The 13,541-nt window shown below is 72.9% G+C and carries 13 protein-coding genes; 8 read left to right on the top strand and 5 right to left on the bottom strand.

What is annotated here, in order from left to right; translation table 11 throughout:
• The first annotated feature begins 5 nt into the window (after positions 1–5).
• Positions 6–971, top strand: coding sequence for a CAF17-like 4Fe-4S cluster assembly/insertion protein YgfZ (ygfZ, locus tag ACZ5DC_RS17125; protein ID WP_468653471.1), 966 nt, complete (start codon positions 6–8; stop codon positions 969–971).
• Between the two features lie 26 nt (positions 972–997).
• Here the strand turns inward: ygfZ and ACZ5DC_RS17130 are convergent, their stop codons facing one another.
• The 4 genes from ACZ5DC_RS17130 to ACZ5DC_RS17145 form a co-directional block, all read right to left on the bottom strand.
• Positions 998–2,194 (bottom strand): serine hydrolase domain-containing protein, encoded by a 1,197-nt coding sequence (locus ACZ5DC_RS17130; RefSeq protein ID WP_468653473.1) that lies wholly within the window; start codon positions 2,192–2,194, stop codon positions 998–1,000.
• A 75-nt stretch (positions 2,195–2,269) separates the two neighbouring features.
• On the bottom strand, positions 2,270–3,577 hold the full coding sequence (locus ACZ5DC_RS17135) for a hypothetical protein (RefSeq protein ID WP_468653475.1): 1,308 nt from the start codon (positions 3,575–3,577) through the stop codon (positions 2,270–2,272).
• 3 nt (positions 3,578–3,580) lie between these two features.
• The gene (locus ACZ5DC_RS17140; RefSeq protein WP_171155021.1) at positions 3,581–3,835 is read right to left on the bottom strand and encodes a MoaD/ThiS family protein; all 255 of its coding nucleotides are present in this window, start codon (positions 3,833–3,835) and stop codon (positions 3,581–3,583) included.
• Positions 3,836–3,901: 66 nt separating this feature from the next.
• Positions 3,902–4,750 (bottom strand): alpha/beta hydrolase, encoded by an 849-nt coding sequence (locus ACZ5DC_RS17145; protein WP_468653477.1) that lies wholly within the window; start codon positions 4,748–4,750, stop codon positions 3,902–3,904.
• Positions 4,751–4,930: 180 nt separating this feature from the next.
• Between ACZ5DC_RS17145 and ACZ5DC_RS17150 the strand changes: the two genes are divergently transcribed.
• The 6 genes from ACZ5DC_RS17150 to ACZ5DC_RS17175 all read left to right on the top strand — a co-directional run bounded on the left by ACZ5DC_RS17150 (position 4,931) and on the right by ACZ5DC_RS17175 (position 10,511).
• Positions 4,931–5,710 carry a winged helix-turn-helix transcriptional regulator gene (locus ACZ5DC_RS17150; protein ID WP_366754713.1) on the top strand — a complete coding sequence of 260 codons (780 nt, stop codon included), beginning with the start codon at positions 4,931–4,933 and terminating at the stop codon, positions 5,708–5,710.
• A gap of 106 nt (positions 5,711–5,816) precedes the next feature.
• A complete protein-coding gene (locus ACZ5DC_RS17155; RefSeq protein ID WP_468653480.1) occupies positions 5,817–6,839 on the top strand; it encodes a LacI family DNA-binding transcriptional regulator in 1,023 nt (340 codons plus the stop codon).
• 119 nt (positions 6,840–6,958) lie between these two features.
• On the top strand, positions 6,959–7,948 hold the full coding sequence (locus tag ACZ5DC_RS17160) for a S1C family serine protease (protein WP_468653482.1): 990 nt from the start codon (positions 6,959–6,961) through the stop codon (positions 7,946–7,948).
• Between the two features lie 25 nt (positions 7,949–7,973).
• A complete protein-coding gene (locus ACZ5DC_RS17165; RefSeq protein ID WP_030653636.1) occupies positions 7,974–8,198 on the top strand; it encodes a hypothetical protein in 225 nt (74 codons plus the stop codon).
• Positions 8,199–8,325: 127 nt separating this feature from the next.
• Positions 8,326–9,060, top strand: coding sequence for a response regulator transcription factor (locus ACZ5DC_RS17170; protein WP_392051895.1), 735 nt, complete (start codon positions 8,326–8,328; stop codon positions 9,058–9,060).
• Entirely contained in the window at positions 9,057–10,511 is a 1,455-nt protein-coding gene (locus tag ACZ5DC_RS17175; RefSeq protein WP_468653485.1) for a HAMP domain-containing sensor histidine kinase, read from the top strand. Before ACZ5DC_RS17170 ends, ACZ5DC_RS17175 begins: the two co-directional genes overlap by 4 nt.
• A 112-nt stretch (positions 10,512–10,623) precedes the next feature.
• Here ACZ5DC_RS17175 and ACZ5DC_RS17180 read toward each other — a convergent pair whose 3' ends face one another.
• Positions 10,624–12,408, bottom strand: a complete 1,785-nt coding sequence (locus ACZ5DC_RS17180; RefSeq protein WP_468653487.1) for a bifunctional metallophosphatase/5'-nucleotidase — start codon at positions 12,406–12,408, stop codon at positions 10,624–10,626.
• Between the two features lie 175 nt (positions 12,409–12,583).
• Between ACZ5DC_RS17180 and mshD the strand changes: the two genes are divergently transcribed.
• Positions 12,584–13,510: a mycothiol synthase gene (gene mshD, locus ACZ5DC_RS17185; protein WP_468653489.1), complete on the top strand. Its 927-nt coding sequence runs from the start codon at positions 12,584–12,586 to the stop codon at positions 13,508–13,510.
• Positions 13,511–13,541: the final 31 nt, after the last annotated feature.

The raw sequence follows: 13,541 nt of genomic DNA on the forward strand, positions 1-13,541 counted from the left end.
GCGGTATGAAGAGCCCCCTGCTGTCCCTGCCCGGCGCCGTCCCCGCCGAGGGTGTGGACGAAGGTGTCGCCGCCCACTACGGCGACCTGTTCCGCGAACAGCGCGCCCTCGCCGACGGCACCGGTTTCGTCGATCTCTCCCACCGCGGTGTCGTCACCGTCAGCGGCGAGGACCGGCTGAGCTGGCTGCACCTGCTGCTCACCCAGCACGTCAGCGAACTGCCCGTGGGAGAGGCCACCGAGGCCCTGATCCTCTCCGCGCACGGGCACATCGAGCACGCCCTGTACCTGGTGGACGACGGTGCGACCGTCTGGGCCCATGTGGAGCCCGGCACCCAGGACGCGCTGATCGCGTACCTGGAGTCGATGAAGTTCTTCTACCGGGTGGAGGTCGCGGACCGCACCGCCGACATCGCCGTGGTGCACCTGCCCGCCGGTTCCATCGCCGACGTCCCGGACGGGGTCGTCGTGCGCGAGACGCCGTACGGCCGTGACCTCTTCCTGCCCCGGGCCGGGCTGGAGGAGTTCGCCGCCTCCCACGGGCCCGCCGCCGGGCTCCTCGCCTACGAGGCGCTGCGCGTCGAGCAGCACCGGCCCCGGCTGGGCTTCGAGACCGACCACCGCACCATCCCGCACGAGCTGGGCTGGATCGGCACGGCGGTGCACCTCCAGAAGGGCTGCTACCGCGGGCAGGAGACGGTCGCCCGGGTGCAGAACCTGGGCAAGCCGCCGCGCCGGCTGGTCTTCCTGCACCTGGACGGCAGCGACGTCCATCTCCCGGTGCCCGGCACGGAGATCCGCGTCGCGGACGACGGCCCGGAGGGCCGCAGGGTCGGTGTCGTGACGACGTCGGTGCGCCACCACGAGCTGGGGCCGGTCGCGCTGGCACTGGTGAAGCGGAACGTCCCGGTCGACGCGCGGCTCCTGGCCGGGGAGACGGCGGCGGCCCAGGAGGTCGTGGTCGAGCCGTAGGGCCTGTCGCTCGGATCGCGCCGGGCTCAGGCGGTGAGCACGCCGACGACCCGCTCGACCATGTCCTCCCCCGAGTTCAGCGCGGTCGGCGTATAGGACAGCACGAAGCGGGTCGACAGGTCGGGCGTGGCGAACACACGGGTGCGGTAGCCGTAGTTCTCGCCGGTCTTCCCCCAGAACGTCGTGCCGTTCACCGTGGCCGCCTGAAGGCCCATGCCGTAGCGGGCCGGGGTGCCGTCCAGCATGGGCACCGCGGGCAGGGTGACCATCTTCCGCAGGGCCGGCCCCGGCAGCAGCACCCCGCTGAACAGGGCCTCCTGGAACCGGAAGAGGTCGTCCGCGGTGGAGACCAGTTCGCCCTCGCCCCAGGCGGCGGACTGGTCGTAGACCGTGACGTCGCGCAGGCTCCCGTCCGTCATGCGCAGGAAGCCGTGGACGGACGGGCCGTGCAGGCGGGGGTCGCCGCCCGGTATCCGGGTGCCGGCCAGTCCCAGGGGCCGCAGGATCCGGGAGGCGATCACCTCCCCGTAGGGGCGCCCTGTCAGTTCCTCGATCAGGAGGGCGAGGAAGACGTAGTTGACGCCCCGGTACTCCTGCGCGCGGCCGGGACGGAACTTGAGGCCGTCCCGCGTCACCGTGGCGACCAGGGCCCGCGGTGTCCAGTGGTCGAAGCGGTGCCGCACAACCGCCTCCGGTGTGCCGAGGTCCGGCAGGCCCCGGTGGTCGGGCAGCCCACTGGTGTGCTGGAGCAGATGCGCCACCTCGACGCGGTGGAAGCGGGCGGGCAGGGCGAGGCCGGGGAGGCAGTGCGTGATCGGGGCGTCCAGGTCCACCCGGCCCTCCGCCCAGAGCTGGAGGACGACCGTGGCGACGAGGGCCTTCGTCACGCTGCCCGCGCGGAAGCGGTCGTCCGCCCGGACGGACCGGCCGCTCACCGGGTCGGCCGTGCCCGCGGTGCCGTACCAGCGGCTGCCCCGCCGCTCCACCAGCAGCTGGGCGGCGGTCGCCTCCGGATGCGAGAGATCGCTGATCGCGGCGCGTAAGGCGGCGATGTCGAGCGGGGCGGGACCGGAAGCGGTGGGGTCCGGGGCGGTGCGGTCCGGAGCCGTGGGGGCGGGTGCGATCGGCGCGGCCGTCGCCGGGGCGGCGAGGCCCGCGGTGGCGAGCGTCAGGGCGGTGGCCGCGCCCATGCCGGCGAAGGCGCGTCGGGAGAGGGAAGTCATGGGAACGATCTTTCTCCCGCCCGCGCGCCGGGACATCGGGGATGCCCCCGAAGCGACCCTGGGCCGCCCCCGACCTCAGCCCAGGGCGCGGCCCAGGACCCACACCACCGGTGCCGCCGCCGACAGGGGCAGGGCCACGCCGGCCGTGAAGTGGACGAAGCGGGACGGGTAGTCGTAGCTGGCCACCCGGTGGCCGATCAGGGCGCACGCCCCGGCGGCGGCGCCCAGCAGCGCCCCCTTCGTGCCGAAGCCGGTCATGCCGCCCACGGCGATCCCCGCGCCCGCCGCCGCGAGCAGCGCGACCACGACCGACACCGGGGTCGGCAGGGGCAGGGCACGGGCCAGGACCGCCACCGCGACGGCCGCGGCGCCGACCGAGACCGCGTGCGCGTCGACGGCCAGGTACCCGGTGGCCAGGACCGCGAGCGCCGCCGAGGCGACCGTCGCCATCAGGCCGTACATCCGCTCGTCCGGCGAGGCGTGCGAGCGCAGCTGGAGGACGAGGGAGAGCAGCACCCACAGGCCGAGCGGGCCGAGGATGGCCACCAGGGCGTGGTCGCGGCCCGCCGCGAGGACCGCCACGTCGGACGTCAGCGCGCCCGCGAAGGCCAGCGCGATGCCCTGCCGGGCGGGCCACATGCCGTTCAGCCGGAACCAGCCCGCCGCCGTCACCGCCTGGAGCGCCACCAGCGGCACGGCCAGGGCGTACGAGGCGACGGGGGCCGCCGCGGCGAGGAGCAGGCCCAGCACGGCGGTGAGCAGCGCCGGCTGCATGCCGGGCTCGATGATCGGGGAACGGCCCTCCAGGCGGGCCCGCTGGGCGTCGGTGATCCGCGCGTTGCCGGCGAGGGTGGCGGGGCCGTAGGCGGGCCCGGCCTCCGGTTCGGCCGGGGACGCGGGCGCCGCCGGTGCGGGCGCGGGCGCCGGTTCGGGGCTCGGTGCGGACGCGTACGTCCCCGCCCCCGTGTGCGCTCCCGTGTGCGACCCGGCGTACGCCCCCGTGTACGGCTGCCCGGCGTACGGCTCCCCGTACTGCTGCTGGGGCTGGGACTGGTGCTGCTGGTACTGCGGCTCCTGGCACGCGTGCTGCTGGTGTCCCTGCTGGGGATAGCCCGGCTGCGGATACCCCGCCTGCGGATACCCCGCCTGCGGGTACCCGTCCTGCTGGTACCCGCCCTGCTGCTGCTCCTGCCGGGGCAGGTACGCCGTCTCCGCCGCCTGCACGGGCGCGTGCGTCTGCGTCTCCCAGGTCTGGCCCTGCCACTGCTGGGTGAGCTCCGGGTCGTGGCCGGGCTGCCCGTGGTGCGGGTCCTGCGCGGGCCACTGCTGCTGGTGGGGGTCGTAGCCCTCGTAGGGGCCGCCCTGGTACGGCTGGTTGGTCATCGCTCACCCTCCTGCGAACGGCGGGAGCACCTCGACCGTGCCGCCCTCGGCCAGCCGTACCGTCTCATGCGCGCGGGTCCCGACGGGGTCGCCGTCGACGAGGAAGGAGCATCGCTGCAGCACGCGGGTGAGTTCGCCGGGGTGCCGCGTGCGCACGGCGGCCAGCGCGCCGGCCAGCGTGTCCGCCTCGTACGGCTCCTCGGCGACCTGGGCCGCGGCCTTGGCGGCGGCCCAGTAGCGCACCGTGACCTTGGGCATCTGAATCCTCAATCGACGGCAGGGACAGGAACAAACAAGAGAACGATAAGGACAGTGTGGGTCAGGCTAGCCCGCCGCCGTCACCGACCAGTCCCCGATCCGGGCCATCAGGGCGTCGTCCGCCGCGTTCTCCGCGTGGCCCATGCCCGGTACGACCCACAGGTCGCCGTGCTCGCCGGCCGCCTCGGCGAGCATCCGGGGGTGGTCGAGCGGGAAGTAGCCGTCGCGGTCGCCGTGGACGATCAGGAGCGGCGTCGGGGCGATCCTCGGGACCGCTTGCACGGGCGGGAGCGGGACCGGGTCCCAGTCCCGGTGGTGGATGCGCGTGCGCAGGCCGTAGCGGCCCACCAGGCGGCCCTCGGGGCGGGTGACCAGCCAGTGCAGGCGGCGCATGGGGGCCGTGCCCCGGTAGTACCAGCGGGCCGGCGCGCTGACGGAGACGACGGCGTCCGTGCCGCCGTGCAGCGCCGCGTGCCGCAGGACCACCGAGCCGCCCATGGAGAAGCCGACGGTCACCACGCGCGCGTGCCCGAGAGCGCGGGCCCACTCCACGGCGGCGGCGAGGTCCAGCACCTCCTTGTCGCCGACCGTGGACCGTCCGCCGGAGCGGCCGTGGCCGCGGAAGGAGAAGGTGACGACGGCGCCGTAGCCGCGCAGGACGGCCGCCACCCGGCGCACGTGCGGGCGTTCCACGTCCCCGGTGAAGCCGTGCGCGATGACGAACACCAGGTCACCGGAGGGCGGCCGGGAGGCGTCCGGAGGGGTGCCGTACCCGGCGGACGGCGGATCGTATACGGAATCGATCGGAATCCCGTCGGCGGTGCGCAGAAACGTCCGGATAGGGCTCTGTCTGCCTGTCTCGGAATTCGGACGAACGGTGGAACGTGCCCCATGACCTGCCGGACGGTTGCTCATGTGGGCTATTCTGCTGGGCAGAGGACTCGGGCAGCGTAGCCCCCGGGTCCTTTTGTGCTTTCGGAAGCGTTGTATACGAAGCGGGAAACCTCAGGTGACCGCCGGTGTACGGGGCCTTCGGGATCGCAGAGCAGTACCCGTCCGCACTGTCCTCGCAGGGACCGAGGAGGAACCAGACGTATGAGTTCTCTGCTGCTCCTGACCAACGCCCTCCAGCCGTCGACGGAGGTGCTCCCGGCCCTCGGCCTGCTCCTGCACAACGTGCGGGTCGCCCCGGCGGAGGGACCCGCCCTGGTCGACACCCCGGGCGCCGACGTCATCCTCATCGACGGCCGGCGCGATCTGCCCCAGGTGCGCAGCCTCTGCCAGCTGCTGCGGTCCACCGGCCCCGGCTGTCCGCTGCTCCTCGTCGTCACCGAGGGCGGTCTCGCCGCCGTCACGGCCGACTGGGGCATCGACGACGTCCTGCTGGACACCGCCGGTCCGGCGGAGGTCGAGGCGCGGCTGCGGCTTGCCATGGGACGCCAGCAGATCGTCAACGACGACTCGCCGATGGAGATCCGCAACGGCGACCTCTCGGTGGACGAGGCGACCTACAGCGCCAAGCTCAAGGGGCGGGTCCTGGACCTGACCTTCAAGGAGTTCGAGCTGCTGAAGTACCTCGCCCAGCACCCGGGCCGCGTCTTCACCCGCGCCCAGCTGCTCCAGGAGGTGTGGGGCTACGACTACTTCGGCGGCACCCGCACGGTCGACGTGCACGTACGGCGGCTGCGCGCCAAGCTCGGCCCGGAGCACGAATCGCTGATCGGGACCGTCCGGAACGTCGGTTATCGATTCGTTACACCGGAGAAGCCCGACCGGTCCGCCGAGGAGGCCAAGGCCAAGGCGAGCCGGGCAAAGCCGGAGGATGCGGACGCGCCCGCCGTCCTGGAGGGCACCGAGGTCCACGCCGAGGCCTAGCCGGTCCACGGCGGACGCGTGAGGGCACCCGGGCGGGGCACCGCCCGCGCCCGGCCCCCCGTGATAAGCCCTGCCCACGGCGGGTCAATCCGCGTAGACTCCGCGCGTGGCCAAGGTGACTCGGGATGACGTGGCACGGCTGGCTGGAACCTCCACAGCCGTCGTCAGTTATGTCATCAACAACGGACCCCGGCCGGTCGCCCCGGCAACGCGCGAGCGCGTCCTCGCCGCGATCAAGGAACTGGGGTACCGGCCCGACCGGGTCGCCCAGGCGATGGCCTCCCGGCGCACCGACCTCATAGGCCTCATCATCCCCGACGCCCGCCAGCCGTTCTTCGGCGAGATGGCTCACGCGGTCGAGCAGGCCGCCTCGGAGCGCGGGAAGATGGTCCTGGTCGGCAACACCGACTACATCGGCGAGCGCGAGGTCCACTACCTGCGTGCCTTCCTCGGCATGCGCGTCTCGGGCCTGATCCTCGTCTCGCACGCCCTGAACGACCTGGCCGCCGCCGAGATCGACGCCTGGGACGCCCGGGTGGTGCTGCTGCACGAGCGTCCGGAGGCCATCGACGACGTGGCCGTGGTGACGGACGACCTGGGCGGCGCCCAGCTCGCCGTGCGCCACCTGCTGGAGCACGGCTACGACTACGTCGCCTGCATGGGCGGCACGGCGCAGACGCCGGCGGTCGGCGACCCGGTCTCCGACCACGTCGAGGGCTGGAAGCGGGCCATGGCCGAGGCGGGCCTGTCCACCGAGGGCCGGCTGTTCGAGGCGCCGTACAACCGCTACGACGCCTACCGGGTGGCCCTGGACGTCCTGTCCGGCCCCCACCGGCCGCCCGCGGTCTTCTGCTCCACCGACGACCAGGCCATCGGACTGCTGCGGGCCGCCCGCGAGCTGCGCATCGACGTGCCCGGGCAGCTCGCGGTGGCCGGCTTCGACGACATCAAGGAGGCCGCGCTCGCCGACCCGCCGCTGACCACGGTCGCCTCCGACCGCTCGGCGATGGCGCGGGCGGCGGTCGACCTGGTGCTGGACGACGGGCTGCGGATCGCCGGGTCCCGGCGCGAGCGGCTGAAGACGTTCCCCTCGCGGCTGGTGCTGCGCACGAGCTGCGGCTGCCACTGATCCCGGGGGCCTTCCCGAAGAGGCCCCCGGATCCCTCTTTATATGGGGCAAACGCGGTTCTGCCGGGCTTCTCAGGCGGCACTCAGGAAGCTCTCATGGTCGCGGGGGACTCTTTTGTCATGACCGAGAGCCAGGGCACTTACGAGCAGCCGCACTCCTACTCCGCTCCTGTGAACCCCGAGTGGCCGCCCCCGCCGCCGTACCAGCCGGCGACCGCGGCCCCCGAGCCCGGGAAGAGGCGCACCCGCGGGCCGATGGGCCTGCTCGCGGCGGTGGCGATCGTCGCGGCGGCGGTCGGCGGCGGTACGGCGTACGCCTTCCAGGAGCTGGCGGGCAAGGACACGGTGGCCACCGCCGGCAGCACCACCACCGTGGTGCCGTCGAGCAAGAAGGGCGACGTCGCCGCCATCGCCGCGGCGGTCAGCCCGAGCGTGGTCGAGATCAACGCGACGCTCCAGAACGGCTCCTCCACCGGCTCCGGCGTGATCATCACCTCGAACGGCGAGATCGTCACCAACAACCACGTCGTCTCCGGCGCCACCTCGGTCAAGGTGCGCACCAGCACCGGCAGGAGCTACACCGCCGAGGTCGTCGGCACCGACAGCTCCAAGGACCTCGCCCTGATCAGACTGAAGGGCGCCTCCGGCCTCAAGGCGGCGGCGCTCGGTGACTCGGGCGGCGTCCAGGTCGGCGACACGGTCGTCGCGATCGGCTCCCCCGAGGGCCTGACCGGCACGGTCACCAGCGGCATCGTCTCCGCCCTGAACCGGGACGTCACCGTCTCCACCGACGAGAACCAGGGACAGGGCCAGGACGGCGAGGGGCAGTGGCCCTTCCAGTTCGGCGGCCGTGAGTTCAACGGCGACACCGGCTCGTCCACCACCACCTACAAGGCCATCCAGACCGACGCGTCCCTCAACCCCGGCAACTCCGGCGGTGCGCTGATCGACGCGAGCGGTCACGTCATAGGCATCAACTCCGCGATGTACTCCTCCGCCTCGCAGGCGTCCTCGTCCTCGGACGCGGGCAGCATCGGCCTCGGCTTCGCCATCCCCGTGGACACGGTGAAGTCCGACCTGGCCAAGCTGCGGGCGGGCTCCGACAGCTAGCAACACCGAGTGCAAGGAGCAGGTCATGATCAAGCACGTCCCCCACCGGTTCAGTGAGCGTGGTCCGGCCGGTCTCACCCTGGCCCTGTCCATCGTGTCCGAGCTGCACGTGCCCGTCCCGGCGCCCCGGGCCCCCGAGGTGGCCGCGCCCGTCACGCCGGTCCCCCAGCTGATGGGCCTGCGCACCTCCGCCGCCCGTCCGCACCGCCGCAAGGTCCCGCTGCACCGCCTGAACACGGTCCGGGTCTGACCGGCGGGCGTGTCCCCGGCTCCCGGACATGGGACGCTGAGAGACACCGGCCACGGCCGGGAGGCCCCCACCCCCGGCCGGAAGGCACCGGCCGGCCCGCCCACCGCACCCCGAGGAAACGCGAGCGATGAGTCCCGCCGAAGGCGACCGTGACCCCCAGCGCATCCTGATCGTCGACGACGAGCCGGCCGTGCGCGAGGCCCTCCAGCGCAGCCTCGCCTTCGAGGGGTACGGCACCGAGGTCGCCGTCGACGGCGCGGACGCCCTGGAGAAGGCCGCGGCCTACCAGCCCGACCTGGTCGTGCTGGACATCCAGATGCCGCGCATGGACGGGCTGACCGCGGCCCGCCGCATCCGGGGTGCGGGGGACACCACCCCCATCCTCATGCTCACCGCCCGCGACACCGTCGGCGACCGCGTCACCGGCCTGGACGCGGGCGCCGACGACTACCTGGTCAAACCGTTCGAGCTGGACGAGCTCTTCGCCCGCATCCGCGCCCTGCTGCGCCGCAGCTCCTACGCGGCGGCGGTGTCGGCCGAGGCCCAGGCGGACGAGGCGCTCACCTTCGCCGACCTGCGCATGGATCTCGCGACCCGGGAGGTCACGCGCGGCGGCCGGCCGGTCGAGCTGACCCGCACGGAGTTCACCCTGCTGGAGATGTTCATGGCACATCCGCGTCAGGTGCTCACCCGTGAGCAGATCCTGAAGGCGGTGTGGGGCTTCGACTTCGAGCCCTCCTCCAACTCCCTCGACGTCTACGTCATGTACCTGCGCCGCAAGACGGAGGCCGGCGGCGAGCCCCGCCTGGTGCACACCGTGCGCGGGGTGGGTTACGTCCTGCGGCAGGGCGGCGCCGAGTGAGGCAGCTGGCGCGCCGGTACCGGGCGCTGCCGCTGCGGGCGCGACTGGCCATGCTGGTCGCGGCGGCGGTGGCGTTCGCGGTGGCGGCGGTCTCGGTGAGCTGCTGGTTCCTCGTGGAGCGCAAGCTGTACGACCAGCTCGACGAGGACCTGCAGAAGTCCCTGCGGAACACGACGCAGACGGACCAGTTGCAGTTCACCCTGGACAACTGCACGGACACCCCGCAGGCCAACAGCTTCCTGCTGCGCGACCGGTACTCCCAGCTGGTCACGGAGGACGGCAAGGTCTGCCTCTTCGGTGCCGCCTCGGGCCGGATCAGGATCACCCAGGCCGACAAGACCGAGATCAAGAACCTCGACACCAGCATCCTGTACTTCCGCAACGGCAGCGACGACGAGGGCAACGAGCTGCGGGTGCTCACCAAGCCCGTCGGCGGCACCTCCACCCCGAGCGGCGGGCGCGGGCCCAACGTCGGCGTGCTCATCGCCGTACCCCTCAAGAGCACGCAGAAGACCCTCAACGACCTCGCCCTGGTCCTCCTGCTCGTCTCCGCCGTCGGTGTCGTCGGCGCCGGCGCCGCGGGCCTCGCCGTCGCGCGGGCCGGGCTGCGGCCCGTGGACAAGCTCACCGAGGCCGTGGAGCACGTGGCCCGCACGGAGGACCTGACCATCCGCATCCCCGTGGAGGACGTCAGCGAGGACGAGGTGGCCCGGCTGTCGAGGTCGTTCAACTCGATGACCGCGTCGCTGGCCAGCTCCCGCGAGCTCCAGCAGCAGCTGATCGCGGACGCGGGCCATGAACTGCGCACGCCCCTGACCTCGCTCAGGACGAACATCGAACTGCTCACCCGCAGCGAGGAGACGGGCCGTCCGCTCCCGCCCGAGGACCGCAAGGCGCTGCTCGCCTCGGTCAAGGCGCAGGTGACCGAGCTGGCCGCGCTGATCGGCGACCTCCAGGAGCTGTCCCGTTCGGAGGGGCAGCACGGCGAACGCGTCCAGGTGGTCGCCCTCCAGGACACCGTCGAGGCGGCGCTGCGCCGGGCCCGGCTGCGCGGCCCCGAGCTGTCGATCACCGCGGACCTGGAGCCCTGGTTCGTGCGGGCGGAGCCCTCCGCGCTGGAGCGGGCGATCGTCAACATCCTGGACAACGCGGTGAAGTTCAGCCCCGAGGGCGGCACGGTCGAGGTGCGGCTCAGCGAGGGTGTGCTGACGGTCCGCGATCACGGTCCCGGCATCGCCGAGGACGAACTGCCGCACGTCTTCGACCGGTTCTGGCGCTCCCCCAGCGCCCGCGCCCTGCCGGGCTCGGGCCTCGGTCTGTCCATCGTCGCCCGTACGGTCAAGCAGGCGGGCGGCGAGGTCTCGCTGGCCCTCGCCGAGGGCGGCGGCACGGTGGCGACGGTACGGCTGCCGGGGGCGCCGACCCCGCCGCCGGAGACACCGGCCGGCTGATCCCCGTACTCAGTCCGGCCGGGGCATGGCGCGCAGCCGCCGGTCCTGGGTGTCCCTGGGCTCCCGCCTCCCCGGCCCTTGTCCACAGCTGTGGACAAGGGCCGGGGCCGTCCTACCGCACGACCGTGATCCGGTCCGTCTTCGGCGGTGCGAGCGGGGACGTGGCCGACGAGTTGGCCGTCAGGTACTTCTCCAGGGCCGTCAGGTCGTCCGCGCCGACCAGGTCGCCCGTGCCCTGGCCCAGCGTCGGGAAGCCGTCGCCGCCGCCCGCGAGGAAGCTGTTGGTGGCGACGCGGTAGGTGGCCGACGGGTCGATCGGGGCGCCGTTCAGGCGGATCGAGTCGGTGACCACGCGGTCCGCGCCGGACTTGGTGAGGTCCAGGGTGTAGGTGAGCCCGGCGGACGGCTGGAGGATCTTCGGGGCCGCCGCGTTGGCGCCGCTGACCTGCTCCTTGAGGACCTGGACCAGCTGGGCGCCGGTGAAGTCCTGGAGGTTCACGGTGTTGGCGAACGGCTGGACCGTGAAGCCCTCGGCGTAGGTGACCACGCCGTCGCCCTCGGAGCCCTTGGCCGCGTAGGTGAGGCCGGCCCGGACGCCGCCCGGGTTCATCAGCGCGAGGCTGGTCCTCGGGTCCAGCTCCCGGCCGTGGGCGAGCTGGGCGTCGGCGATGAGGTCGCCCATCGGGGACTCGGTGCCGCTGTTGTTGACGTCGGCGGAGATGTACCCGATGGGACGGTTGCCGATCGGGGCGGCCAGGGTGTTCCAGCGCGAGATCAGGTCGGTCATGTCCGGCGCCCTCGGGACGTCCCGGGTGACCACGTGGTTCGCGGACCTCACGGCCGTGCGCGCGATGTCACCGGTGCGGCGGTCGTACGTCAGCGTGGTGTCCGTGTAGAGGCGGCCGAAGGAGGACGCCGAGGTGACCATGCGGGGGCGGCCGGACGGGTCGGGGATCGTGCAGACGTACGCCTGGTGGGTGTGGCCGGTGACCAGGGCGTCCACCGCCGGGGTCACGTTCTTGGCGATGTCCACGATCGGGCCGGAGATGCCGCTGCCGGCGCCCGGGGAGTCGCAGTCGTAGTTGTAGGAGCCGGACGCCGGGTAGCCGCCCTCGTGGATCAGGGCCACGATCGACTGCACGCCCTGGCGCTGGAGCACCTTGGCGTACTTGTTGATGGTCTCGGCCTCGTCCTTGAAGGACAGGCCCTTGACGCCGTCGGCGGAGACGATGCCGGGGGTGCCCTCCAGCGTGACCCCGATGAAGCCGATCCGGACGTCCTTCTTCTGCCAGACCCAGTACGGCTTCAGGATCGGCTTGCCGGTCTTGTCGTCCAGCACGTTCGCGGCCAGGTACGGGAAGTCGGCGCCCTTGAACCGCTGGTCCGTGTAGCAGCCGTCCGTGGGGTGGCAGCCGCCGTTCTGGAGCCGGGCCAGTTCCCGCGCGCCCTCGTCGAACTCGTGGTTGCCGACCGAGGTGACGTCCAGGTCCAGCTTGTTCAGCGCCTCGACGGCGGGCTCGTCGTGGAAGAGGCCCGACAGCAGCGGGGAGGCGCCGACCAGGTCGCCGCCGGCCGCGGTGACCGAGTAGGGGTGGCCGGCGCGGGCCTGGCGGAGGTGGGTCGCGAGGTACTCGACACCGCCCGCGTCGACCGTCTTCGCCGTGCCGTCCGGCTGGAGTTCGGTGACCCGGCCGGAGGATCCGGACGGGGGCTCCAGGTTGCCGTGCAGATCGTTGAAGGAGAGCAGCTGGACGTCCTGGTAGCGGTCCGGACGGTGGTGGCTCTCGTGCGCGTCGGCCGGGAGCGCGGCGGTCAGCGCCGCGGCCGTGGCGAGCGTGGCCGCGCTCGCGAGAAGGGCGTACGTACGACGTCCGGTGCGCCGGGGCGCGGCTGGCATGGGACCCCCCTGTGGGTCGGCTGTGCTGGCTCGGCGCAGCCTAGGGTCAACGCGCGTAGCACGACAGGGGGTTCATGGTTACATCCTGGTTTCCCTTTGCCCGTGCCTTTACCGGTGCGCCCGCCGTGGCCGATGTGCCGGGAATTCGCCTCGGCCGCCCCGTACCCTCGTACCCATGAGCAGCGACGACACCGTACGGGGCTTCCCCGCCCGCTCCATCGAGACCTCCTCCGCGCTCACCCCGGACCGGGCCGAGGCCGTGCTGCGCCTGCTCGGTGAGGCCGCCCGGACCGACGGGCAGCAACCGGTGTCCGAGCAGGGCCGGCTGCAACTGCGCGGTGGAGCCCGCGAAGGCGTCTCGCACCTGCTGCTGTCCGTCGACGGCGAACTCGTCGGCTACGCCCAGCTGGAGGACACCGACCCGGTGGAGGCGCCGGCCGCCGAACTGGTCGTGCACCCCGCCCACCGCGGGCACGGCCACGGCCGTGCGCTCGGCTCGGCCCTGCTCGCCGCCTCCGGCAAGCGACTGCGGGTGTGGGCGCACGGCGGGCACCCCGCCGCCCGGCACCTCGCCCAGGTGCTCGGCCTGACCCTGTTCCGCGAACTGCGCCAGATGCGGCGGTCGCTGACCGATCTGGAGCTGCCCGATCCGGTGCTGCCGGAAGGCGTGACCGTGCGCGCCTTCGTGCCCGGCAAGGACGATGCCGCCTGGCTCGCCGTGAACGCCGCCGCCTTCGCCCATCACCCGGAGCAGGGCTCGCTGACCCAGCGGGACCTGGACGACCGCAAGGCCGAGCCGTGGTTCGACCCCGCCGGGTTCTTCCTCGCCGAGCGGCGCGGCGAACTGATCGGCTTCCACTGGACGAAGGTGCACGCCGAGGAGGGCCTGGGCGAGGTGTACGTCCTCGGGGTCCGGCCCGGCGAGCAGGGCGGCGGCCTCGGCAAGGCCCTCACCACCGTGGGACTGCGCCACCTGGCCGCGCAGCAGCTGCCGACCGCGATGCTCTACGTCGACGCCGACAACAAGGCGGCGGTGACGGTGTACGAGCGCCTGGGCTTCACGGTCCACGAGACGGACCTGATGTACCGCACGGAAACCTGACATACCACCACCAGAGGGGCGGTCGCCTTGA

The sequence above is a fragment of the Streptomyces sp. NPDC031445 genome (assembly GCF_055581365.1).

What these genes read in the sequence shown, in the direction of transcription:
- ACZ5DC_RS17130 (WP_468653473.1), bottom strand. Translation starts at nt 2,194, where the DNA reads ATGACTTCCCTCTCCCGACGCGCCTTCGCCGGCATGGGCGCGGCCACC.
- mshD (WP_468653489.1), top strand. Translation starts at nt 12,584, where the DNA reads ATGAGCAGCGACGACACCGTACGGGGCTTCCCCGCCCGCTCCATCGAG.
- ACZ5DC_RS17180 (WP_468653487.1), bottom strand. Translation starts at nt 12,408, where the DNA reads ATGCCAGCCGCGCCCCGGCGCACCGGACGTCGTACGTACGCCCTTCTC.
- ACZ5DC_RS17140 (WP_171155021.1), bottom strand. Translation starts at nt 3,835, where the DNA reads ATGCCCAAGGTCACGGTGCGCTACTGGGCCGCCGCCAAGGCCGCGGCC.
- ACZ5DC_RS17165 (WP_030653636.1), top strand. Translation starts at nt 7,974, where the DNA reads ATGATCAAGCACGTCCCCCACCGGTTCAGTGAGCGTGGTCCGGCCGGT.
- ACZ5DC_RS17160 (WP_468653482.1), top strand. Translation starts at nt 6,959, where the DNA reads ATGACCGAGAGCCAGGGCACTTACGAGCAGCCGCACTCCTACTCCGCT.
- ACZ5DC_RS17145 (WP_468653477.1), bottom strand. Translation starts at nt 4,750, where the DNA reads ATGAGCAACCGTCCGGCAGGTCATGGGGCACGTTCCACCGTTCGTCCG.
- ACZ5DC_RS17170 (WP_392051895.1), top strand. Translation starts at nt 8,326, where the DNA reads ATGAGTCCCGCCGAAGGCGACCGTGACCCCCAGCGCATCCTGATCGTC.
- ygfZ (WP_468653471.1), top strand. Translation starts at nt 6, where the DNA reads ATGAAGAGCCCCCTGCTGTCCCTGCCCGGCGCCGTCCCCGCCGAGGGT.
- ACZ5DC_RS17135 (WP_468653475.1), bottom strand. Translation starts at nt 3,577, where the DNA reads ATGACCAACCAGCCGTACCAGGGCGGCCCCTACGAGGGCTACGACCCC.
- ACZ5DC_RS17150 (WP_366754713.1), top strand. Translation starts at nt 4,931, where the DNA reads ATGAGTTCTCTGCTGCTCCTGACCAACGCCCTCCAGCCGTCGACGGAG.